General features: G+C 60.3%; 20 protein-coding genes, 1 tRNA gene and 1 pseudogene. 5 read left to right on the top strand and 17 right to left on the bottom strand.

Translation table 11 applies throughout. From position 1 onward, the window contains the following. The first annotated feature begins 53 nt into the window (after positions 1-53). A complete protein-coding gene (gene upp / locus J2J98_RS00995; protein WP_020920114.1) occupies positions 54-683 on the top strand; it encodes a uracil phosphoribosyltransferase in 630 nt (209 codons plus the stop codon). 125 nt (positions 684-808) lie between these two features. Continuing rightward, positions 809-1,378: a retropepsin-like aspartic protease family protein gene (locus J2J98_RS00990; protein WP_064707613.1), complete on the top strand. Its 570-nt coding sequence runs from the start codon at positions 809-811 to the stop codon at positions 1,376-1,378. A gap of 6 nt (positions 1,379-1,384) precedes the next feature. Here J2J98_RS00990 and deoA read toward each other — a convergent pair whose 3' ends face one another. From deoA to J2J98_RS00945, 9 genes and pseudogenes are all read right to left on the bottom strand, one after another. Then, positions 1,385-2,692, bottom strand: coding sequence for a thymidine phosphorylase (gene deoA / locus J2J98_RS00985; protein WP_207602105.1), 1,308 nt, complete (start codon positions 2,690-2,692; stop codon positions 1,385-1,387). Position 2,693: 1 nt separating this feature from the next. Then, a complete protein-coding gene (gene deoC, locus J2J98_RS00980) occupies positions 2,694-3,470 on the bottom strand; it encodes a deoxyribose-phosphate aldolase (protein WP_207602104.1) in 777 nt (258 codons plus the stop codon). Next, a complete protein-coding gene (locus tag J2J98_RS00975; RefSeq protein WP_207602103.1) occupies positions 3,463-4,272 on the bottom strand; it encodes a purine-nucleoside phosphorylase in 810 nt (269 codons plus the stop codon). Before J2J98_RS00975 ends, deoC begins: the two co-directional genes overlap by 8 nt. Further along, positions 4,269-4,658 (bottom strand): cytidine deaminase, encoded by a 390-nt coding sequence (locus tag J2J98_RS00970; protein ID WP_207602102.1) that lies wholly within the window; start codon positions 4,656-4,658, stop codon positions 4,269-4,271. The genes J2J98_RS00975 and J2J98_RS00970 overlap by 4 nt, the downstream gene beginning before the upstream one ends. A gap of 2 nt (positions 4,659-4,660) precedes the next feature. Beyond that, the gene (locus J2J98_RS00965) at positions 4,661-5,632 is read right to left on the bottom strand and encodes an ABC transporter permease (RefSeq protein ID WP_064707608.1); all 972 of its coding nucleotides are present in this window, start codon (positions 5,630-5,632) and stop codon (positions 4,661-4,663) included. A 10-nt stretch (positions 5,633-5,642) separates the two neighbouring features. Continuing rightward, positions 5,643-6,745: pseudogene (locus J2J98_RS00960) on the bottom strand (ABC transporter permease). A gap of 7 nt (positions 6,746-6,752) precedes the next feature. Then, complete coding sequence (locus tag J2J98_RS00955) at positions 6,753-8,264, bottom strand: ABC transporter ATP-binding protein (RefSeq protein WP_138394410.1); 1,512 nt, start codon at positions 8,262-8,264, stop codon at positions 6,753-6,755. Between the two features lie 88 nt (positions 8,265-8,352). After that, positions 8,353-9,345 (bottom strand): BMP family lipoprotein, encoded by a 993-nt coding sequence (locus J2J98_RS00950; protein ID WP_064707605.1) that lies wholly within the window; start codon positions 9,343-9,345, stop codon positions 8,353-8,355. Positions 9,346-9,663: 318 nt separating this feature from the next. Next, a complete protein-coding gene (locus J2J98_RS00945; protein ID WP_207602101.1) occupies positions 9,664-9,981 on the bottom strand; it encodes a hypothetical protein in 318 nt (105 codons plus the stop codon). Between the two features lie 227 nt (positions 9,982-10,208). Between J2J98_RS00945 and J2J98_RS00940 the strand changes: the two genes are divergently transcribed. Then, positions 10,209-10,298 (top strand) — tRNA-Ser (locus tag J2J98_RS00940). 43 nt (positions 10,299-10,341) lie between these two features. Here J2J98_RS00940 and J2J98_RS00935 read toward each other — a convergent pair. After that, positions 10,342-11,529, bottom strand: coding sequence for an integrase core domain-containing protein (locus J2J98_RS00935; protein WP_207602100.1), 1,188 nt, complete (start codon positions 11,527-11,529; stop codon positions 10,342-10,344). 215 nt (positions 11,530-11,744) lie between these two features. Here J2J98_RS00935 and J2J98_RS00930 point away from each other — a divergent pair, with 215 nt between their 5' ends. Both J2J98_RS00930 and J2J98_RS00925 read left to right on the top strand, forming a co-directional pair. Then, entirely contained in the window at positions 11,745-11,954 is a 210-nt protein-coding gene (locus J2J98_RS00930) for a KTSC domain-containing protein (protein WP_064681543.1), read from the top strand. Between the two features lie 344 nt (positions 11,955-12,298). Next, entirely contained in the window at positions 12,299-12,538 is a 240-nt protein-coding gene (locus J2J98_RS00925; RefSeq protein WP_064707865.1) for a CrpP-related protein, read from the top strand. Here the strand turns inward: J2J98_RS00925 and pncB are convergent. The 7 genes from pncB to J2J98_RS00890 form a co-directional block, all read right to left on the bottom strand. Further along, complete coding sequence (pncB, locus tag J2J98_RS00920) at positions 12,520-13,824, bottom strand: nicotinate phosphoribosyltransferase (RefSeq protein ID WP_064707603.1); 1,305 nt, start codon at positions 13,822-13,824, stop codon at positions 12,520-12,522. The genes J2J98_RS00925 and pncB overlap by 19 nt on opposite strands. 168 nt (positions 13,825-13,992) lie before the next feature. Then, on the bottom strand, positions 13,993-14,355 hold the full coding sequence (locus J2J98_RS00915; RefSeq protein WP_082928061.1) for a hypothetical protein: 363 nt from the start codon (positions 14,353-14,355) through the stop codon (positions 13,993-13,995). Between the two features lie 144 nt (positions 14,356-14,499). Beyond that, positions 14,500-15,456, bottom strand: a complete 957-nt coding sequence (locus J2J98_RS00910; RefSeq protein WP_207602099.1) for a 2-hydroxyacid dehydrogenase — start codon at positions 15,454-15,456, stop codon at positions 14,500-14,502. An 8-nt stretch (positions 15,457-15,464) separates the two neighbouring features. Beyond that, the gene (locus J2J98_RS00905; RefSeq protein WP_064711845.1) at positions 15,465-17,102 is read right to left on the bottom strand and encodes an ABC transporter ATP-binding protein; all 1,638 of its coding nucleotides are present in this window, start codon (positions 17,100-17,102) and stop codon (positions 15,465-15,467) included. Next, positions 17,099-18,247, bottom strand: coding sequence for an ABC transporter permease (locus J2J98_RS00900; RefSeq protein ID WP_064711846.1), 1,149 nt, complete (start codon positions 18,245-18,247; stop codon positions 17,099-17,101). The genes J2J98_RS00905 and J2J98_RS00900 overlap by 4 nt, the downstream gene beginning before the upstream one ends. Then, positions 18,247-19,335: a microcin C ABC transporter permease YejB gene (locus tag J2J98_RS00895; RefSeq protein ID WP_138394413.1), complete on the bottom strand. Its 1,089-nt coding sequence runs from the start codon at positions 19,333-19,335 to the stop codon at positions 18,247-18,249. The genes J2J98_RS00900 and J2J98_RS00895 overlap by 1 nt, the downstream gene beginning before the upstream one ends. Before the next feature lie 150 nt (positions 19,336-19,485). Further along, positions 19,486-21,318, bottom strand: coding sequence for an extracellular solute-binding protein (locus tag J2J98_RS00890; RefSeq protein WP_207602098.1), 1,833 nt, complete (start codon positions 21,316-21,318; stop codon positions 19,486-19,488). Positions 21,319-21,416 lie beyond the last annotated feature (98 nt).

Raw genomic sequence — 21,416 nt, 5'->3', positions numbered from 1 at the left:
CGGGCCGATTTCCGTGAAAGAAACATTCGATAGAAAGAATGAAAGGCTTCCCCATGGACGGCGTCACGGTCATCGATCACCCGCTTGTGCAGCACAAGCTCACCATCATGCGACGCAAGGAGACATCGACGGGGAGTTTCCGGCGCCTGCTGCGCGAAATCTCCACGCTGCTCTGTTACGAGGTAACCCGCGATCTCGAATTGACGATGGCAACGATCGAGACGCCGCTGCAGACGATGGACTCGCCGATCCTCGAAGGCAAGAAGCTGGTCTTCGCCTCGATCCTGCGCGCCGGCAACGGGCTGCTCGAGGGCATGCTCGATCTCGTGCCGTCCGCCCGCGTCTCGCATATCGGCGTCTACCGCGATCACGAGACGCTGCAGCCGGTCGAGTATTACTTCAAGGCGCCGGAGGACGTAGCCGAGCGCCTGATTATCGTCGTCGACCCGATGCTGGCGACCGGCAATTCCTCGATCGCGGCAATCGACAAGCTCAAGGAGCGCGGCGCCCACAATATCCGCTTCCTCTGCCTGCTCGCCGCTCCGGAGGGCATCCGCAACTTCCGCGCGGCGCATCCCGATGTTCCGGTCTTCACCGCGGCGATCGACAGCCATCTCAACGAGAAGGGCTACATTATGCCGGGCCTCGGCGATGCCGGCGACCGCATGTACGGGACCAAATGATTTCAGCCTTCCTTTACCAATCGAAAGACTTTATGGCCGGACGGTTTGTTCCGGGCCTTTTTGCTCCCGATTTTAGCAAGTTATCAGGATTTTAGGCTTAGCAAGCTGGGAGCATGAGGCCCTGCATGAAGCAGGGTTTATACAGGAAGGATTTCTGTTTCATGCTCGCTCGTACTGTCATATTCGCCAGCATCGCCGCGGTGCTGGCCACACAGGTGCCTTCCTTCTTCGGAAGCGCAAGCCAGCAGCCTTCCGACGCTCCCTCCGCCAATTACGTCTCAACCGACACAAGCCGGCCCGTTGCACAGACGCCCGCCAATGGCGGCAATACGATCCGCCTGCAGGCGGATGCTCAAGGACACTATACCGGTAGCTTCAAGATCAACGGTAAGCCGGTGCCGGGGCTGATCGATACCGGCGCCACCTATGTCGCCCTCAACGAAGCACTCGCCCGCCGGCTCGGCTTCACGGCAAACCAGCTCGACTTCCGCTATAGTGTCAACACGGCGAACGGCCAGACGAAGGCCGCGCATGTGACCCTCGACCGTGTCGAAATCGGCAGCATCCGCGTCCGGAATGTCGAGGCCTTCGTCCTGAAGGATGACGCGCTGACGACCACGCTGATCGGCATGAGCTTCCTGCAGAAGCTTGCCTCCTATTCCGTCGCCGACCGCTCGCTCAGCCTCAAACAATAAAGCGCATCAGATCAGGCCTGCAATGACAGGGGCCAATTCGGGCTTGTCGTCAGCGATGCGGTAATGAGCGGCCAGGGCCGCAGCTGCTTCTTCCGCCGCGGCTTCGTCGGCAGCGTGAACGACGGCGATCGGGTTGCCCGCATTCACCCGGGTGCCAAGAGGCAGTAGGCCGGAGAAACCGACGCGATGATCGATGCGATCTGCCGGATGCCGGCGACCACCGCCGAGATCTATGACGCAGATGCCGATACCGCGAGCGTCGCAGTCGGCAAGCCAGCCCGACCTGGCGGCCCGGACTTCTTTTTCGACAGGCGCCCTGGCCAGGTATTTCTGCGGATTTTCGACGAGATCGGCCGGTCCGCCGAGCATGGAAACCATACGTCCGAAGACTTCGGCCGCCTGTCCCGACGACAGGGCTCGGCGCGCCATCCCATCGGCTTCATCAGAGGACGCGGCAATGCCCGATTTCACCAGCATCTCGGCGGCAAGGGCAAAAACCACGGTCTCGAGCCGAGTGCCAGTCTTCCTGCCCGCCAGGAAATCCAGGCAGTTGCGTATCTCGACGGCATTGCCGGCGCTATCGGCAAGCGGCTCATTCATAGCGGTGATCAAGGCGGAGGTCTTCACGCCGGCACCATTGGCAACCTGGACCAGGGATTGCGCCAGCATCTCCGCCTGACCTCGTTCAGCCATGAAGGCGCCGTTGCCGACCTTGACGTCGAGCACCAGCGTCTGGAGTCCGGCCGCGAGCTTCTTAGACAGGATCGAAGCGGTGATGAGCGGAATGGAATCGACGGTGGCGGTTACATCGCGCACGGCATAAAGCCTGCCGTCGGCGGGCGCCAAGGTCCCTGTCTGGCCGATAATGGCGCATCCCGCCTGCTTGACGGCCCTGTGGAAAAGGTCCGCATCGGGGGTGATCGTATAGCCGGGAATGGATTCGAGCTTGTCGAGCGTGCCGCCGGTATGGCCGAGGCCGCGCCCTGAGATCATCGGAACGGCGAGGCCGCAGGCCGCCGCGATCGGCGCCAACATCAGCGAGACATTGTCGCCGACGCCCCCGGTCGAATGTTTGTCGGCTATCGGGCGGTCGATATCGGCCCACTCCAGCCTATCTCCCGAGTCGGCCATCGCCAGCGTCAGGGCCACGATTTCCTCGCGGGACATGCCCTTGAACCAGACGGCCATGGCGAAGGCGCCGATCTGGCCTTCGGACAGCCGACCGGCGGCGAGCGCGGCGATGAAGGATCTGATATCGGCGGCGTCGAGTTCCTCGCCGTCGCGTTTACGTCGGATGATCTCCTGCGGAATCATCTCAGTAGCTCGACGCCGCAGCCTGCGCCGGCTGCGCTCCATTCAGGACCGCCAGTATGTCGTCGAGCAGGCCGGAAGCGCCGAAGCGAAAGGTCGAGGGCATCGCCCAGTCCGGCGCCATGATAGTTTCGGCAAGGCTCAGATAGAGCGCCGCATCGGCCACCGAGCCGATGCCGCCAGCCGGTTTGAAGCCGACCTTGCGCCCACTTTCACGAATGGCCCGGATCATGATGTCGGCGGCCTCGAGAGTCGCGTTGACGGCGACCTTGCCTGTGGACGTCTTGATGAAATCCGCGCAGGCTTCAATGGCGAGTTCGGAGGCACGGCGGATCAATGCCGCATCCTTCAACTCGCCGGTCTCGATGATCACCTTCAGCAGGACGGGACCGGCACATTCGGCGCGCACAGCCTTGACCATGTCGGTCACTGCCTCCTCATTGCCTGATATGAGCTTGCGGTAGGGAATGACCAGATCGATCTCATCGGCGCCATCGGCGATCGCCTCGCGGGTTTCAGCGGCGACGTCGGCCACTTCCATATCGCCTGCCGGGAAATTGACGACGGTTGCGATCCGCACGGCATGGCCGGCACCGAGAATATTACGGGCATGGGCGACGAAACGCGGCCAGATGCAGATCGCGGCGCTGTTGCCGTAAGGGGTCTGAGCGCGGGCGCAGAGCACGTCTATTTGCGCCTCAGTGCAATCATCCTTCAAATTGGTGAGGTCGAGAAGGGAAAGGGCGACCGCCGCCGTTTCCCGGATGGAATGGCTATTCATTTTCGCTTCCTCCAGCCGCAATCATTTCTTTCAATATGGCGGCAAGACGGGCGCCGCCGATGGGCGCCATGTCCTTGGTTTCCTCATGGCTGAGTTCATTGCCGGTCATGCCTGCCCCATAGTTGGTGATAACGGAGGCGGCGGCAACCCTGAGACCCAGCATTCTTGCAATGATAACCTCCGGCACAGTCGACATGCCGACGGCATCGGCGCCCAGGATGCGCGCCATGCGGATTTCGGCCGGCGTTTCGAAGCTTGGGCCGGAGAACCACATGTAGACGCCTTGTGCCAGCGCGATCTCGAGCTTAGCGGCCGCACTTTGCATCGCCGCGGCGAGGTCAGCGTCATAGGCATTGGTCATGCCGACGAAGCGATGGTCGCTCTCCTCGCCGATCAGCGGGTTCATGCCGGAATAGTTGATGTGATCAGTGATCTGCATCACCGAGCCCGGCGGCATGTCGTCGCGCAGCGATCCTGCCGAATTGGTCAAGATCAGCGCGTTGACGCCGAGCGCCTTCAGCACCTCGATCGGGAGGCGCATGGCATTGGCGTCACCCTTTTCATAATAATGCACGCGGCCGGAGAGCATGATGACGGGCTTTCCGCCGAGGCGGCCGGCAACGACCTCACCCGCGTGCCCGGAGACGGCGCTGACGGGAAAGCCCGGCAGATCGTGATAGGGAATACGGACGGCGCTCTCCAGCTGACCAACGAGGGAACCAAGGCCGGAGCCGAGTACGATTCCGTGGCGCGGCTTGATCGCACCCAGCAATGCGGCAAGCAGTTCGACCGTCGCCTTCATCCGAGTTCCGTCTCAAAACTGAAGGGAAGAAGCTCTTCCATCGTCATGGTCTTCTTCACGCCCGCCTCGTCGCAGAGGTAGATCTTCGTGTCCTTGGAGGCGAATTCGGAGATCTTCTGGCGGCAGCCGCCGCAGGGCGGGCAGAGCGGCAGCTTCTCGGCGATGACGGCCATTTCGACGATCTTCCGGGCGCCGCCCATGATCATGGCGCTGATCGCCGTCGGCTCGGCGCACCATCCTTGCGGGAAGGAGAGGTTTTCGATGTTGGCGCCCGTATAGATCTTGCCGTCGTCGGCGCGGATTGCCGCACCGACTGGGAACTTCGAATAGGGGGCGTGCGCAAAGGCCATGGCGCCGCGAGCGGCTTCGAACAGGTCGTGGGACATGATCAACGTTCCTTGGTATAGGGCACACCGCCGGCCTTCGGCGGAATTGCGACACCGATGAAGCCGGCAAGCAGGATGCAGGTCAGGATATAGGGCAGCGCCTGGAAGACCTGGACCGGCACTTCACCGACCAGCGGCACCTGCTTGCCCTGCATGAAGTTCGCCAAAGCATCGAGGAAGCCGAAGAGCAGGCAGGCGAACATGACCGGTACCGGCTTCCACTTGGCAAAGACCAGCGCCGCCAGCGCTATATAGCCCTTGCCGGCAGACATGTCCTTGATGAAGGCGGCGGACTGGGCGATCGCGAGATAGGTGCCGGCAAAGCCGCAGAGAATACCGGCGCACATCACCGCGCGATAGCGCAGCCAGGCGACCGAAATGCCTGCCGTATCGACCGCGCCCGGATTTTCGCCGACGGCGCGCAGCCTGAGGCCGAAGCGCGTGCGGTAAAGCACCCACCAAGAGAAGGGCACGGCGAGGAAAGCGAGATAGGTGAGTATGTTGTTGCCCGATATGACGTTGGCATAGAGCGGACCGACGATCGGTATGTCACGGACGGCATCGGCACCCGGCAGGATGATCGGCGCGAAGCGCGCCTCCGGCGGCAACTGCGGCGTGCGCCCGCCCTGGCCGAACCAGGCCTGGCCGAGCACGATGGTAATACCCGCGATAAAGAAGTTGATCGCGACACCCGATACGATCTGGTTGCCGCGATTGGTGATCGAGGCAAAGCCGTGCACAAGGCTCAGCGCCACCGAACAGACGATGCCGGCACCGAGCCCGAGCCAGGCCGAACCGGTGAGATAGGCCACGCAGGCGGCGGCGAAGGCCGATCCCAGCATCTTGCCTTCGAGGCCGATATCGAAAACACCCGCGCGCTCGGAAAACAGCCCGGCGAGCGCGGTAAAGATCAGCGGGATGGAGAGCCGAACCGTCGAGCTGAGGACATTGATGAAGATGTCGTAGTAATCCATCGTCCGCTCCTCAAGCCCGCACGAACTGTTGGTAGAGGTGCACCATCGCCGGCCGGAACATATATTCCAGTGCGCCGGCGAACAGGATGACCAGGCCCTGGATGACGAGGATCATTTCCCGGGTAATGTTCGGCATTTCGAAAGAGATCCAGTCCCCACCCTGATAGAGAGTGCCGAAGAGGATCGCTGCGAAAATGATCCCGAGCGGATGGTTCCGGCCCATCAGCGATACGGCGATGCCGACGAAGCCCGCGCCGCCGACGAACTCCACCTGCAGACGAGCGGATGAGCCCATGACGGGATTGAGTGCCATCATTCCGGCGAGCGCGCCGGACAGCAGCATGGCGATGATGACGGTGCGTGCGTAAGGAATACCGGCATACTCAGCCGCCGTCGAGCTCACGCCGAGTGTGCGCATCTCGAAGCCGAGCTTGGTGCGCCAGATGAGGATCCAGACAAACCAGGCGGCAAGAAGGGCGATGATGAAGGAGACGTTGAAGGGTGCGGCACCCAGCTTACTGCCGAAGATGCTCATCACCCAGCCAAGCTTCGGAAGCTGTCCCCCTCAAGGAATGTGCGGGTTTCCGGCGCCATCTTGCCCGGCACGATCAGCACGTGCACCAGCAGGTAGACCATGAGAGCGGCGGCAATGTAGTTGAACATGATTGTCGTAATGACGATGTGGCTACCGCGCTTGGCCTGCAGGAAAGCGGGAATGAAGGCCCAGGCTGCGCCAAAGATTCCGGCGCCGACGATGGCGATCGGCATCGTCACATACCAGGGCACATAATTGTCGAGCGCCAGGGCTACCAGTGCACAGCCGAGACCGCCGATATAGGCCTGGCCTTCGGAGCCGATGTTGAAGAGACCGGCATGAATGGCGACAGCCACGGAAAGGCCGGTGAAGATGAAGCTCGTCGCATAGTAGAGCGTGAAACCGACACCTTCGCCACTGCCAAAGGCGCCCTCGATCAGCAATGAAAGTGCGGCAAGCGGGCTCTCGCCGATCAGCCAGACGACGAAGCCGGAAATCAGGAAGGCAACGAGAAGATTCAGAAGCGGGATCAGGCCATAACTGATCCAATTTGGCAGCGGAACGGAAGCAGTGCTCATAAAGGCCTCACGCGGCAATGCCGGCCATCATCAGGCCGAGGGTCTGTTCACCGGCATCGGGCGTCTTCTCGCCGACGACGTGGCCGGCAAACATGACAAGGATACGGTCTGAAAGGGCGCGGATCTCGTCAAGTTCGACGGAGACGAGCAGGATCGCCTTGCCCGCATCGCGCATCTCGATGATCCGGCGGTGAATGAATTCGATGGCGCCGATATCGACACCGCGCGTCGGCTGGCCGATGATCAGCATCTTCGGATCGCGTTCGATCTCGCGGGCGACGACGATCTTCTGCTGATTGCCGCCAGAGAAATTCGCCGTCTTCAGCCGCGGATTCGGCGGGCGGATGTCGTATTTTTCAATCTTCTCCATCGCGTCCTTGCGGATCGCTTCGAGATCGAGCAGCGGGCCTTTGCTGTAGCCAGCACGACGGTGGTAGCCGAGCACCGAGTTTTCATACTCCTCGAATTTCAGCACCAGCCCCATGTGGTGGCGGTCTTCGGGAATATGGGCAAGGCCGAGATCGCGCAGGCGGGCGGGATCGGCCTTGTCGATCGTTTGGCCGTCGAGAAGAATCTCACCGGAGGTGGGCTTGCGGATGCCGGCAATAGCCTCCAGCAATTCGGACTGGCCGTTGCCGGCAACACCGGCAATGCCGACGATCTCGCCGGCGCGCACGTCGAAGGAGACGTTGTCGACCATGGTAACGCCGCGATTGTCCTTAACCGTAAGATTGCGCACGGCGAGCACGGCTGTCCCCGGATTGCCCTCCCCCTTCTGCACGCGCAGCAGCACGCGGCGGCCGACCATCAGCTCGGCAAGCTCCTCCACCGTCGTTTCCGCCGTCTTGCGGGTCGCGACCATCTCGCCGCGGCGCATGACGGAAACCGTATCGGTGATCGCCATGATCTCCCGCAGCTTATGGGTGATCAGAATGATCGTCTTGCCCTGGTCGCGCAGCACCTTGAGGATGCGGAAGAGGTGATCGGCTTCTGCCGGCGTCAGCACGCCCGTGGGTTCGTCGAGGATCAGGATTTCAGCGCCGCGGTACATGGCTTTGAGGATTTCGACGCGCTGCTGCAGGCCAACCGGAAGCTCTTCGATCAGCGCATCCGGATCGACCTCGAGGCCGTACTCCGTTTCCAGCCGCTTGAGCTCGGCGCGCGCCGATGCAACGCCTCGTGCCAGCAGCGAACCGCCTTCTGCGCCGAGCATGACATTCTCGAGCACGGTAAAATTATCAACCAGCATGAAATGTTGGTGCACCATGCCGATGCCGGCGGCGATCGCCGCCTGGCTGTCACGGATGGTGACGGGATTGCCGTTGACGCGGATCTCGCCGCTGTCGGCGTGATAAAAACCATAGATGATCGACATCAGCGTCGATTTGCCGGCGCCGTTTTCACCGATGATGCCGTGGATCGTCCCCTTGGCAACGGTGAGGTTGATGTCCTTGTTGGCATGGACGGCACCGAATTTCTTATCGATGCCGACAAGCTCGATAGCGGGCTTATCTGTCACTACAGGCTCCAAATAAGAAAAGGGCGCATGGCGAAAATCCCCTCCGCCATACGCCCGATCTCAATCGTCGATTACATCAGGGCGCGGGTCACTTCGGGCAAGCGTTGTCCGTGGTATAATCGTGAACCTTGACGGTTCCGGCAATGATATCGGCCTTGGCCTTATCGACGGCGGCCTGCATTTCCGGCGTAATCAACGACTTGTTGTTGTCGTCGATCGCGGCGCCGACACCGTCTTCCTTGACGCCGAGCGCCTGGACGCCTCCGGTGAACTTATCGTTCTTGGTGTCGGTGTAGGCGTTGTAGACGGCGAGGTCGACGCGCTTGACCATCGAGGTCAGGACCGAGCCCGGATGCAGATGGTTCTGGTTGGAGTCGACGCCGATCGACAGCTTCTTATTGTCGGCGGCAGTCTGCAGCACGCCGAGGCCTGTGGCGCCGGCTGCCGCGTAGATGACATCGGCGCCCTGGTCGATCTGGTTCTTGGTGAGCTCGCCGCCGCGAACCGGGTCATTCCAGGCCGCACCGGTGGTGCCGGTCATGTTCTGGAAAACCTGGATATCGGCCTTGGCGGCGCGCGCGCCCTGCTCATAGCCACATTCGAACTTGCGGATCAGCGGAATGTCCATGCCGCCGACGAAGCCGACCTTGCCGGTCTTGGATGCCATGCCAGCGAGAATACCGACGAGATAGGAGCCTTCTTCTTCCTTGTAGACGACTGAGCGGACGTTCGGCTTCTCGACCACGGAGTCGACGATGACGAACTTGGTGTCGGGGAATTCGGCTGCGACCTTCTCGATGGCCGAAGTCCAGGCGAAGGAAACGGCAACCACCGGATTGAAACCGCGGCTTGCGAAGTTGCGGATGGCCTGTTCGCCCTGCGTATCGCCAGTCGGCTCGAAGTCGCGATAGGCGATGCCGGTTTCGGCCTTGAACTTCTCGGCACCGTTATAGGCCGCTTCGTTGAAAGACTTATCGAACTTCCCGCCAGTGCCGTAAACCAGCGCCGGCTTGACATCGGCGGCGAGCGCCGTCGTCGACATGGCAGCCATGGCAAGAAGGGTGAGAAGGGATTTTTTCATGAGTTGCAGCCCTGTTGTTGCTATTTGTTTGGGGTCCTCCCGCAAGCCCTTTTCGGACATGTCTGCGGAACCACCGACCTCCCCCGGAGGCCTGGCTGCGCGCATCCTTGCATGGCTCACGGAAAAATTCACCAGAAATTTTTCGGCTGGTAAAGATTTGCAGCGATTGCCGAAAATCAGTTCTTCCCGGCTGATTTTTTGAACAGTTGCCCATCGCGGGTGCTGATTTTCCAGCCAATCCGCCGGCAGGTGCCAAGGACACGGGAGACCCCATGCGCAGCAGCTTTCGCCGCGCCGCGCCGGCTCAAGCAGAGTTCGCTATGCGATGAAGCGGCCCGATACCTGTGGCTTCTTATAACCGATCATCCAGAGAAGCAGCGCGACCGCCAGAAATACCGCGAAGGCTGGCTGGAGCATCAGCCAATGAAAGATGAAGGCGTAGAACCGCGGGTGGATATAGTAGGAAAGCGCGGATTGCAGCGACGTCAGCGTCTCGGGGCTCACATCCTGCCAGGCATCCGACATCGGCGTCATCACCACGGCGGAGGCGGCAACCGATTGGATCGAATCGATGGTCCCGGCAATAACGGCCGCCGCAAGCGCGACAAGACTCGCCAGACGCAACAGGAAACGCATCAATTCCTCCGACGCTTCGATATGCCGGGTAATTCCGGCGAACCCGCGCCATTCTCCACCTTGAGAAATACATAGTCATCGATGAGGTGAAGCACAATGGGATGGGCCGAGGGGAGTTTTATCGGAAGAAGTCAAAAAACTGTTAGATTTGGGTTGATCGGCAAAAATTCATCGGTATATATCGCGCCGTTCCGACGATTTGCTCCTATCCGGGCGCGAACGCCAAAGGACAGGTGGCCGAGTGGTTTAAGGCGCACGCCTGGAACGCGTGTGTACGTGAAAGCGTACCGAGGGTTCGAATCCCTCCCTGTCCGCCATTCACTTCTTGTCCAGCCCGGAGACATAGGTAACAAAACGTACCTAACACATGGATGACAACCTCGTGCCGAACGGGTTGTCGATGGTTTGCAAAGTCCTCTGCTCCAGGTCGATATATCCCAGATCATAATGCATGAAGCTGACGAGCCAAATACCGTCGTCGACTTCCTTGAGTCCCAGTTTCTGGCCGGCCAGCACCGTCGATATGTTGATCTTCTTGCGATAGATGCAGATGCGGCCGCAATTGGTGACCAGCGCCTCCCGATCATGGAAGGGGTAGTCGATCTCCGGCAGGCCCTGATAGAGGCGTGACGACGCGGCGTAGAGATCTGCCGGCACCTTCATGTTGAGCGCCTCGTGCGGCCGTTCCTGATTGAATTCGCTGACGAAAGCATCGAAGCGGGCCTGCTGCTGGAGGATGTTTTTGCCGGATGGTCTGGTCGCCTCTTTCTTCAGCGTCAGGTGCATGCGCTCATGCCGGCCGTTTTGTTGGGGACGGCCCGGCCTGATGCGCTCCAGCGTGATCCCGAGCCTCAGCCACCACACCGACAGTTTAGACAGATTGTAGAGCCCGTTTGGGCTGGCGAAAGGCAAGCCGTTGTCGCTTCTGATGGCGGCTGGCAAGCCGCGCTCGACAAACAGCCGACGGAAGGCGTAGGAGACAGCCGGTTCTCGCGTCGACTCAAAGGCTTCGCAGGCGAGAAGATAACGTGACGCCTGGTCGGTGACCGTCAATGGGTAACAGTATTGACCATTGCCAAGTTTGAACTCGCCCTTGAAGTCGGCACACCAAAGATCGTTCGGCAGTAATGCCAGTGACAAGGCTGTCCCTTCGGCTCGATGTCGCTGCCGCTTGCGGGCATGGGCGACCAGCCCGTGCCGGTCAAGAACGGCATGCACCGTACTCTTCGACGGCACGCGCACATCGCCGGCTAGGCGCTTCACCAAAAGCTCCCTGATCTTCCTGGCACCCCAATGCGGCTTGCTCTTCTTGCACGAGACAATCATCGCCTCGACCGGCTCAGGTAGCTGGTTGGCATAACGCACCGGCCGTCGAGACCGATCCGTCAGCGCCTCCAGGCCGTCGTCCTTATAGCGATTGAAGATTTTGTAGCCGGTCTTGCGCGAGATGCCGAATGCACGGCACACATCGCTCATCCCTTCGCCCTCTAGTAGACGGGCGACAAATCGTAGACGTTCCTCCATCACCGAAGTCTCTTTCCACGGCATCAACACCTCCCGCCAAAAAGCGAAAAGTGTTACCCATGTCTCCGGTACGAAACGTCACCTATCTCTCAAGTCGGGCATCTCTCCCGCATCTCCTACCCCAGTGCCAACCGAAGCTCGGGGCGCCCTAAGATTCCGGATTTTTTACCACGCTGCTTCACTGCGTCTTTGCACGTTTGGGTTTAGGTTCTGCCAAACCAAAAACAGAGGTAAAACAGGTGGAAGAACTTTCGGTTAAGTCGAAGATCATCAAATCCGTATATTTCAGCCAGGAAGACGGGCGGCTCAGGATTTGCTTCAAGAACGGCGAGGAGCGTCTGTTCGAGGGCGTGCCGTCTTCGGAAGCCCATGCGATGACGGCAGCGCCGTCTCCCGGGCATTATTATCTTGACCGGATCCGGACGCGGTTTCGCAGACTGGCCGCCTAAATTCGAGGGATCGCTTCGAATTGAGACGAGGCCAGTGGATATTTACCTCTGGTTAACTCTCGCCTTCATCACAATTGGATCGGCCCAAGCGGAAAGCGTCAATTTATCATTGCTGCCGCTTTCAGAGATTCGGTCAGCCGGGAGGCTCGGTGGCGGACCCCAGCCAGGAGCCGGGCCTCCCCGTCACGCTCCCAGTTTGGCAATGGCCCGGGCCTTGCCGCAATGGCCATGAAATAGCGAATTGGGGCTAATCCTGTGAAAAACCGGAATGATCACATCCGGACTCGACAATGCTTCATTAGCATGATTGCATAAACCCATGGAACGGGAGGGCCGGGGTGATGATGTTCGAGAATCTGCTTGAGATGCAGGAGCGCGGCGTGCGCGACCGTGCTCTTGGCCGCAGCCTGGCGGACAACCCGATGTCGAAGCCGGATGTTCTGCCGATCACCGATCTGCAGGAATGGTATTCGATGTACGACGCCTGGCGTTTCGGCTGGTCGATCGAGGATGCGATGGCCGGGCATATCGATCTACCCCGGGATGGCCGCGCTTCACCTCGTGCCTATACCAGGACCGTCTGATCGACCCGGTCCTCGGCGCCGAAGAATTTCAGGTAGCGTTCGACCTCCGCCGGATCGCCGGTCGCCTTCTGCGGGTTGTCTGAGAGTTTCACCGCGGGGCGACCATTAGCGTCGCTGACTTTGCAGACGACGGAAATCGGATTGAGGCCGGAGATTTCTGTCGGCGCGCAGCCGGCGAAATCGTTCGTCAGATTGGTGCCCCAGCCGAAGCTCATGCGCACGCGGCCTTCGAAATGCCGGTAGGTGTCGATAATGGCGTCGACATCGAGGCCGTCGGAGAAGATCAAGAGCTTCTGGCGCGGATCGCGGCCCATCTTCTTCCACCAGTCGATGATCTTTTCACCACCTTCGATCGGCGGCGCGCTGTCGGGACGAAAACCGGTCCAGTCGGCGACCCAGTCCGGGGCGTCGCGCAGAAAGGCTGCGGTGCCGAAGGCATCCGGAAGAACGATCAGCAGGTTGCCGCCATAGAGCTTGTTCCAGTCCCGCAGGATCTTGTAGGGGGCATTGCGGAGCTGCTCGTCGGTTTGGGCCAGGGCGGCGGCCACCATCGGCAGCTCGTGTGCATTGGTGCCGACGGCCTCAAGATCGGAATCCATCGCCAGCAATACGTTGCTGGTGCCGGTAAAGGCCGGACCGATGCCTTCCTTCAATGCCTCGACGCACCAGCGCTGCCAGAGGAAGCTGTGGCGCCGGCGGGTGCCGAAATCGGAGATGCGCAAGCCCGGCAGCTCTCTCAGCCGCTCGACCTTGGACCACATCTTCGCCTTGGCGCGGGCATAGAGCACATCAAGGGTGAAGGGACCGAGCGCCTTCATCGCCGAGCGCGAACGCAGCTCATTGACGATGGCGAGCGCCGGGATTTCCCACATCGTGGTCTCCTTCCACGGTCCATGGAAATCCAGGACATATTGCCCGTCCTTCTTCGACAGCTCGTATTCGGGAAGCTGGAAGTTGGAGAGCCAGGCAAGAAATTCCGGCTCAAAGATCTGTGCGCGGCCGTAGAAACTGTTACCCGCCAGCCAGATCATCTCCTTCTTGGAGAGCCTCAGCGTGCGCGCATGATCGAGCTGTTCGCGCAACGCGCCTTCGTCGATCTCCTCGGCCAGGCGCACACGCTTGGTGCGGTTGATCAGGGTGAAAGAGGCATTGACGTCAGGATAGAGCTTCCAGATCATCTGCAGCATCAGCAGCTTGTAGAAGTCGGTATCGATCAGGCTGCGGATGATCGGGTCGAGTTTCCAGGCGTGATTATAGACACGTCTCGCGATATCAGTCTTGGCCATGAGATTCCTGCCCCTGTCCACTCCGGTCAGGCGCTGCCAAGTTCCGGGCCGGCGCACGAAACCGGTTCGTGCGCCTTCTTATCGAAAAATCGGCGGGCAAAGTCCAGACAAAACATAAACATCCCGCCGCAGGTGGCGGCGGGATGCGGGAGATCATCTGTCGAACACTTACTGCGCCGGCGCCGCAGGTTGGGCCGGTGCAGCAGGCGCGGTATTGGGGGCGGGCGCCGTCTGCGGCGTCTCGGTTGGAACCGCATTTCCATTCTGCAGCGTCGGCGCGGGTGCTGCGTCCGATTGTTGCTGCTGGAGCTGCTGGCCGGGCTGCTGCGGCGCCACCTCGTCCGCCTCGCGATTGCCCCAGATCTCCACCGGGATCCAGACCACGAAAGCAAGGATCAGCGCCACGAGCAGCACGGTCAGAATACGATAACCCATGCGTCCCTGCTTTGCCTTCACCGGCGGGATCTGCTGCTCCTCATGAAGCTTGCCGTCGGATTTTTCCCAGCGCGTTTCAGTCTGATGAGCCATCATCGTCTCCTTCCGCTGCCTTGGCGGCCGACCGGGCCGCGAAGAACTTCGGAAAGAAAACGGGTGGCCGTCTGGAAGGTTCCGGGCTTAAACATGCCACGGCCTTTCAGAATAGCCAAACTGCTGCACGTTTTCGTCCGAATGCCGCTAATAGCCGACGGCGCGATCGATCACAAACTGCAGCGTCTCGCCGCGCTCAAAACGGGCGATCTGCGTCTCGACATGGCGGAACAGCGCGTTTTCTTCGGAGACTGCCGCGTCATGCGGGGTGATAAAGACGTTCTCCAACTCCCATAACGGGCTGTCGGCGGCGAGCGGCTCCACTTCAAAAACGTCGAGAGAAGCGCCGCCGAGCGTCCCCTCCCTGATGGCCGAGACGATGTCGCTCTCGATCTGGCTTTTGCCGCGACCGGCATTGATGAAGACCGGCCGTCCGAGCGCACCACCGCGAAGCTTCTTAAATAGCCCTCTATCATAAAAGCCGGTCGTCTCAGGCGTCAGCGGCAAGAGGCCGACAAGAATGTCGGTCCTGCCTAGAAATCTGTCCAATCCGCCCGCGTCGAATGTCTCGACGCCGTCGATTGACTTGCGGGTGCGCGACCAGCCGACGACGTCGAAACCCAACACTTTCAGCTTGGCCACCGCATCCTGGCCGAGAATTCCGAGACCCATGACGCCGACGGTCACCTCCGCCGCTTCCGGCGCGATCAATTTGGCCCATTCGCGCCGCCTCTGCTTGATGTCATGAGCATATTGCGCGCGCAGATGCATCAGGCACTGCATGACAACCCATTCGCTCATGCGGGTCGTCAGGCTGTGGTCGACGAAGCGAACTATCGGAACATCAGGCAGGCCATCCATGCCGATGATGTGATCGACGCCGGCACCGCCCGAGAAGATGACCTTGAGGTTTGGCGCCCGGCTGAAAAGGTCGCCATCAGGCTTCCAGAGAAGAGCATATTCGACAGCACGGAGATCACGCGCGGCATCGGCCGGATCGGCGAGATTGATGCTTCCGCGATCGGGAAAAGCCGTCTTCAGCGCATGGGCAATACCTTCGGGGTTGAATTTGAGATCGACGAGAACGGGAGAAGGTGCGGACATGATTTTCTTTACTGCTGCACGGCGGGCGTCGGCACCGCCTCGATGTTGAAAGCCGCCGCCATGAGTGCTTTGGTGTAATCGTCCTTCGGCGCACGGAAGATTTCCGATGACGGTCCCTGCTCTACCACCTTCCCAAAACGCATGACGATGACGTCATTGGCAAGCGCCTTCACCACCTTCAAATCGTGGCTGATAAAGAGATAGGCGAGATCGTGCTTCTTCTGCAGATCGCGCAGGAGATCGACCACCTGGGCCTGCACGCTCATATCGAGCGCGGATGTCGGCTCGTCGAGCATGACGAAACGCGGCTTCAGCACCATGGCGCGGGCAATCGCGATGCGCTGGCGCTGGCCGCCGGAGAATTCATGCGGATAACGCCAGCGGGTCAGCGGATCGAGGCCCACCTCCTCCAGCGCCCAGCAGACACGCTGGTCGCGCTCCTCGGCGCTCAAGGCGCGCTCATGCACCTTCAGCCCCTCGGCGATGATATCGCCAACCGACATGCGGGGGCTGAGCGAACCGTACGGATCCTGGAAGACGATCTGCAGCTGGTTGCGCAATGGCCGCATCTCGTTGAAAGAGTAACCGGCTATATCCCTGCCGACAAAGGCGATCCGTCCTTGCGAAGAGATGAGACGGGTGAGCGCCAGGCCGAGCGTTGTCTTGCCGGAACCGGATTCGCCGACGACGCCTAGCGTCTGCCCGGCCCGCAGCGAAAGATCGATGCCATCGACCGCCTTGACGTGATCGACGACGCGGCGCATCAGCCCCGCCTTGATCGGGAACCAGACGCGGATATCGGAGCCTTCCATCACCACCGGTTTCGACGGATCGCCAACCGGCGGCTCGCCGCGCGGTTCGGAGGCAAGGAGGTGACGGGTATATTCGTGCCTCGGATTGGCGAAAACCTCGGCGACCGTCCCGGTTTCGACGATCCGGCCTTTGGTCATGACGCAGACGCGATCGGCGAATTTGCGCACGATGCCGAGATCATGGGTGATGAACAGCAGCGACATGCCGTGCGCCGCCTTCAATTGCCGGAGAAGCTCAAGGATCTGCGCCTGCACGGTGACGTCGAGCGCGGTAGTCGGCTCGTCTGCGATCAGCAGTTCCGGCCGGTTGGCAAGCGCCATGGCGATCATGACGCGCTGGCGCTGACCGCCGGAGAGTTCGTGCGGATAGGCCTTCAACCGCTTCTCAGGCTCGCGGATGCCGACCTGGTTCAACAGTTCCAGCACGCGCTCGCGCGCCGCCTGGCCGGTGAGCCCCTGGTGCAAGGCGAGGATCTCGGCGATCTGCTTCTCGATCGTATGAAGCGGATTGAGCGAGGTCATCGGCTCCTGAAAGATCATGGTGATGTCGTTGCCGCGCACCTCGCGCAACGCCCTCTCCGGCGCCTTCAACAAGTCCTGCCCCTTGAACAGGATTTCGCCGGAGGGATGGCTTGCCGACGGATAAGGCAGAAGCCGCAGGATCGAATTGGCCGAGACCGACTTGCCGGAGCCGGATTCGCCGACGAGCGCCACGACCTCGCCCTTGGCGATATCGAAGGAGATGCGATCGACGGCGAGCGAGGTCTCGCCACCCTGATGGAAGGCAACCGAGAGATCGCGGACGGAGAGGAGCGGTTCTGTCATGTCACTCATTGAAACGTCTTCCTCGGATCGAAGGCGTCGCGCACGGCTTCGCCGATGAAGATCAAAAGGGAAAGCATGATCGACATGGTGAAGAAAGCCGTCAGGCCCAGCCAGGGCGCCTGGAGATTGGTCTTGCCCTGGGCGATCATCTCGCCGAGCGAAGGTGAGCCGGGCGGCATGCCGAAGCCGAGGAAATCGAGCGAGGTCAACGTCGTAATCGAGCCGGAGAGAATGAAGGGCAGGAAGGTGAGCGTCGCCACCATGGCGTTCGGCAGCAGATGGCGCCACATGATGGTGCGGTTGTTGACGCCGAGCGCGCGGGCAGCGCGGACATATTCGAAATTGCGGGCGCGCAGGAATTCGGCGCGCACGACGCCGACGAAGCCCACCCAGGAAAAGAGCAGCATGATGCCGAGCAGCACGAAAAAGCCGGGCGGCAGGATCGCAGCGATGATCAGCAAGATGTAAAGCACCGGCATCGACGACCAGATTTCGATCAAGCGCTGCAGCAAGAGGTCGGTCCAGCCGCCGAAATAGCCCTGCACGGCGCCTGCGGTGACGCCGATGACGGCCGAGCAGATGGTGAGCGCCAGGCCGAAGAGCACCGATATGCGGAAGCCGTAGATGACGCGCGCCAGCACGTCGCGGGCCTGGTCGTCGGTGCCGAGCCAGTTGAGATTGCCCAGCGTGCAGGCGGGATCATTCGCCCCTTGGGGATAACCGGAGCAACGCTCCTCCTTCGTCATCAGCCAGAAGGGGGCGGTCGGCGCCGAATGCGGGATGTTCGAATTAACCGAGCGGTAGGAATAACGGATCGGCGGCCAGATCATCCAGCCATTGGCATTGATCTCGTCCGATATCACCGAGGAACGGTAGTCGGTTTCGGCTAGAAAGCCGCCGAACTTCTCCTCGGGATAATCGATCAGTACGGGAAACAGGATCTCGCCCTTGTAGGAGGCGACGATCGGCCGGTCGTTGGCGAGGAATTCGGCAAACAGGCTTAGCACGAACAGCAGCAGGAAAAGCCACAGCGACCAGTAGCCGCGGCCGTTCGCCCGGAAATTCTTCCAGCGACGGATGTTGGTCGGCGACAGCAGCCCCTTGCGCGGCGGCTTGACGGGAGTTGCAGTGACGGGATTTGCGGCGGTGTCCATCAGACATCCCTCCGCTCGAAATCGATGCGCGGATCGATCCAGGTATAGATCAGGTCGGAAATCAAGCTGACGAACAGACCGAGCAGCGAGAAGATATAGAGTGTCGCGAAAACGATCGGATAATCCCGGTTGACGACTGAGAGATAGCCCAGGCGGCCGAGGCCATCGAGCGAGAAGATATTTTCGATCAGCAGCGACCCGGTGAAGAAGGCCGAGATGAAGGCGCCGGGAAAACCGGCAATGATGATCAGCATGGCATTGCGGAAAACGTGGCCGTAAAGCACCTGCCGCTCATTCAGGCCCTTGGCGCGGGCGGTCACGACATATTGCTTCTTGATCTCCTCGATGAAGGAATTCTTAGTCAAGAGCGTCGTCGTCGCGAAAGCGGCAAGCGAAAGCGAGATCAGTGGCAGGGTGAGGTGCCAGAAATAATCGAGCGGCTTCTGCCACCAGGCGAGCTGGTCGAAATTGTCCGAAACCAGGCCCCGCAGCGGAAACCAGTCGTAGAAGGAGCCACCGGCGAAAAGCACGATCAGCAGAATGCCGAAAAGAAAGCTCGGCACGGCATAACCGACGACGATGACGCCCGAGGTCCAGACATCGAAGGTCGACCCATCTTTCACCGCTTTGCGGATGCCGAGCGGGATGGAGATCGCATAGGAGAAAATCAGGATCCAGACGCCGAGCGAGATCGACACCGGCAGCTTCTCCTTGATGAGATCGAGCACGGAGGTGTTACGGAAGAAGCTCTCGCCGAAATCGAAGCGGATGTAATTCCACATCATCTCGCCAAAACGCGTCAGCGGCGGCTTGTCGAAGCCGAACTGTTTCTCGAGCTTGGCGATCAGTTCCGGATCGAGCCCCTGGGCACCACGATATCTCGAGCCTTCGTCCCCTCCTCCGTCGCCCATCAGGTCGCCGCCCCCGGAGAGGCGCTGATCGGCGCCATCGGCCTGGCCGGTCAATTGAGCGATCACCTGCTCGACCGGACCGCCGGGGGCGAATTGAACAACGATGAAGGAGATCGCCATGATGCCGATAATGGTCGGGATCATCAAAAGCAGGCGGCGAATGACATAGGCTCCCATCAGCCTTCAGCCTCCGGAAATCTTCTTCTTGTCTGCCTGCCGTCCAGTCTAATGCCGCTCAATCCGCCAGCCTTCCCTTGCCGGCCCTGCCGGCTTGTCGTGATTCGCTCGTGCCATTTGGAGCCCAGAGCCCCAGCATTGCAAGCCCGCTCATTTTGCCGAAGCCGACCACCAGACATCGGGGAAGCCGAGGCTATAGGCCGGGTATTCGGCGGGATGAGTGATCGTGTTCCAATAGACGATGTTCTGGGTACCGCGGTAGAACAGCGGGATGACGTAGTGGTTTGCAAGCAGGACCCTGTCCATCGCCTTGATCGCCGCGACCTGTTCATCGCGGTTCGGCGCGAAGATGATCATGCGGATGAGTTCGTCGATTGCCGGATTGGCGATGCCGGCATAATTCTGGGAGCCTTGCTGGTTCACCGAGCCGGATCCCCAATAGTCGGCCTGCTCGTTGCCGGGGTTCATCGACTGCGCCCAGACATTCCAGATCATATCGTAGTCGAAGCTGCGTTCGCGGTTGACAGCTTGCGATGCATCAACTGTCCGCACGCGCGCATCTATGCCGATTTTCTTGAGATTGTTGGCATAAGGCACCGCCCAGCGCTCCAACATGGGGCTCGACAACAGTATCTCAAAGCTCATCGGCTGGCCGGTCTTGGTACTGACCATGCGATTGCTCTTGATCTCCCAGCCAGCCTCTTTCAGCAGTGCAATCGCCTTGCGAAGGTTGTCGCGGCTTTTCTGCGGGTCACCGCCGACGGGATTGGTGTACGGTGTCATGAAGACCTCGGGCGGAACCCTGTCCTTCATGCCCTCCAGTATTTCCAGTTCACGCCCCTGTGGCAGCCCCGAAGAGGCAAGCTCGGTGTTCCAAAAATAGCTGTCGATGCGCTTGTAGCTGTTGAACGCAACCGTGCGGTTCAGCTCCTCGAAATCGAAACCGTAGTTCAGCGCTTCGCGGACTCGCTCGTCCTTAAACAGATCACGCCGCATATTGGGCACGAGAGCCTGCATGATTCCGGTGGAGCGCAGCGGGTTTGCAACCTCTTCCTTCTTGACGCGTCCTTCTTTCACTGCAGGGAAATCATATCCCGTCGCCCAGCGGGCAGCTGTGGTTTCCTGCCAAAAGTCGCTGTTGCCGGCGCGAAAGGCTTCAAACTCGACGTCCCGATCACCGAAATAGGTGTAGATGACGTTGCGGAAATTGTTCTGGCCGACATTCACATTGAGATCCTTGCCCCAATAGTCGTCACGCAGTTCATAACGGATTGTCGCTCCGGGCGAGAAGGACGCAATCTTATAAGGTCCGGACCCCATTACGGGCTCGAGCGTCGTCTTTGAAATATCGCGGGGCTTGCCGTCCGGTCCCTGGCCCTCCCACCAATGTTTCGGCACGACAACCAACTGGCCGAGAATATTCGGAAGCTCGCGGTTGTTCTTCTCGTCGAAAGTGAAGGTGATGTCACGATCGCCGGTTTTTTCGGCCTTTACCACGTGCCGATAATAGTTCGCGGTGACGGGATTGAGCTCCTTGGTCTTATCCAGGCTGAAGATGACATCCTCGGGCGTGACCGGTTGCCCGTCGGCCCACTTTGCCTCCGCGCGCAGGCGAAAGGTCGCACTCGAGACATCGGCGGGGAAAGACAGTCCTTCGGCAAGCAGTCCGTATGAGACAAGCAGCTCGTCATCGGCCGGTTTCATCAGCGTGTCGTAAACGAGCGCCAAGCCAACTGCCGTCTGGCCCTTGGCAAGCACCGGATTGAAGGTGTCGAAGGCCCCACTAGCGGAAAGGCGCAAATCTCCGCCCTTGGGGGCGTTGGGATTGACGTAATCGAAATGAGCAAAGCCAGGCTTATATTTCATCTCGCTGATGACCGAGCTCCCGATCTGAAACGGCTGCTCTTCACCTATTGCCGCGAAAGGCGTCAAAGCACCCGCAAGTGACAGAAACAGACCGATTTTCGACCAAAAAGCCGCCATTCCCACTTCCCCTGAATATTGATGGATTCGACAATACGAGAAATAGGGGCGAAAAACAGGAAAGAGTTTGGTTTTTGCCGGGCTCGCGAATTTTTGAA

The organism is Rhizobium bangladeshense, assembly GCF_017357245.1.
Taxonomy (GTDB): Bacteria; Pseudomonadota; Alphaproteobacteria; order Rhizobiales; family Rhizobiaceae; genus Rhizobium; species Rhizobium bangladeshense.
Note: the sequence above shows the minus strand (reverse complement) of the source record. Positions and strands in the feature narration are given on the sequence as shown.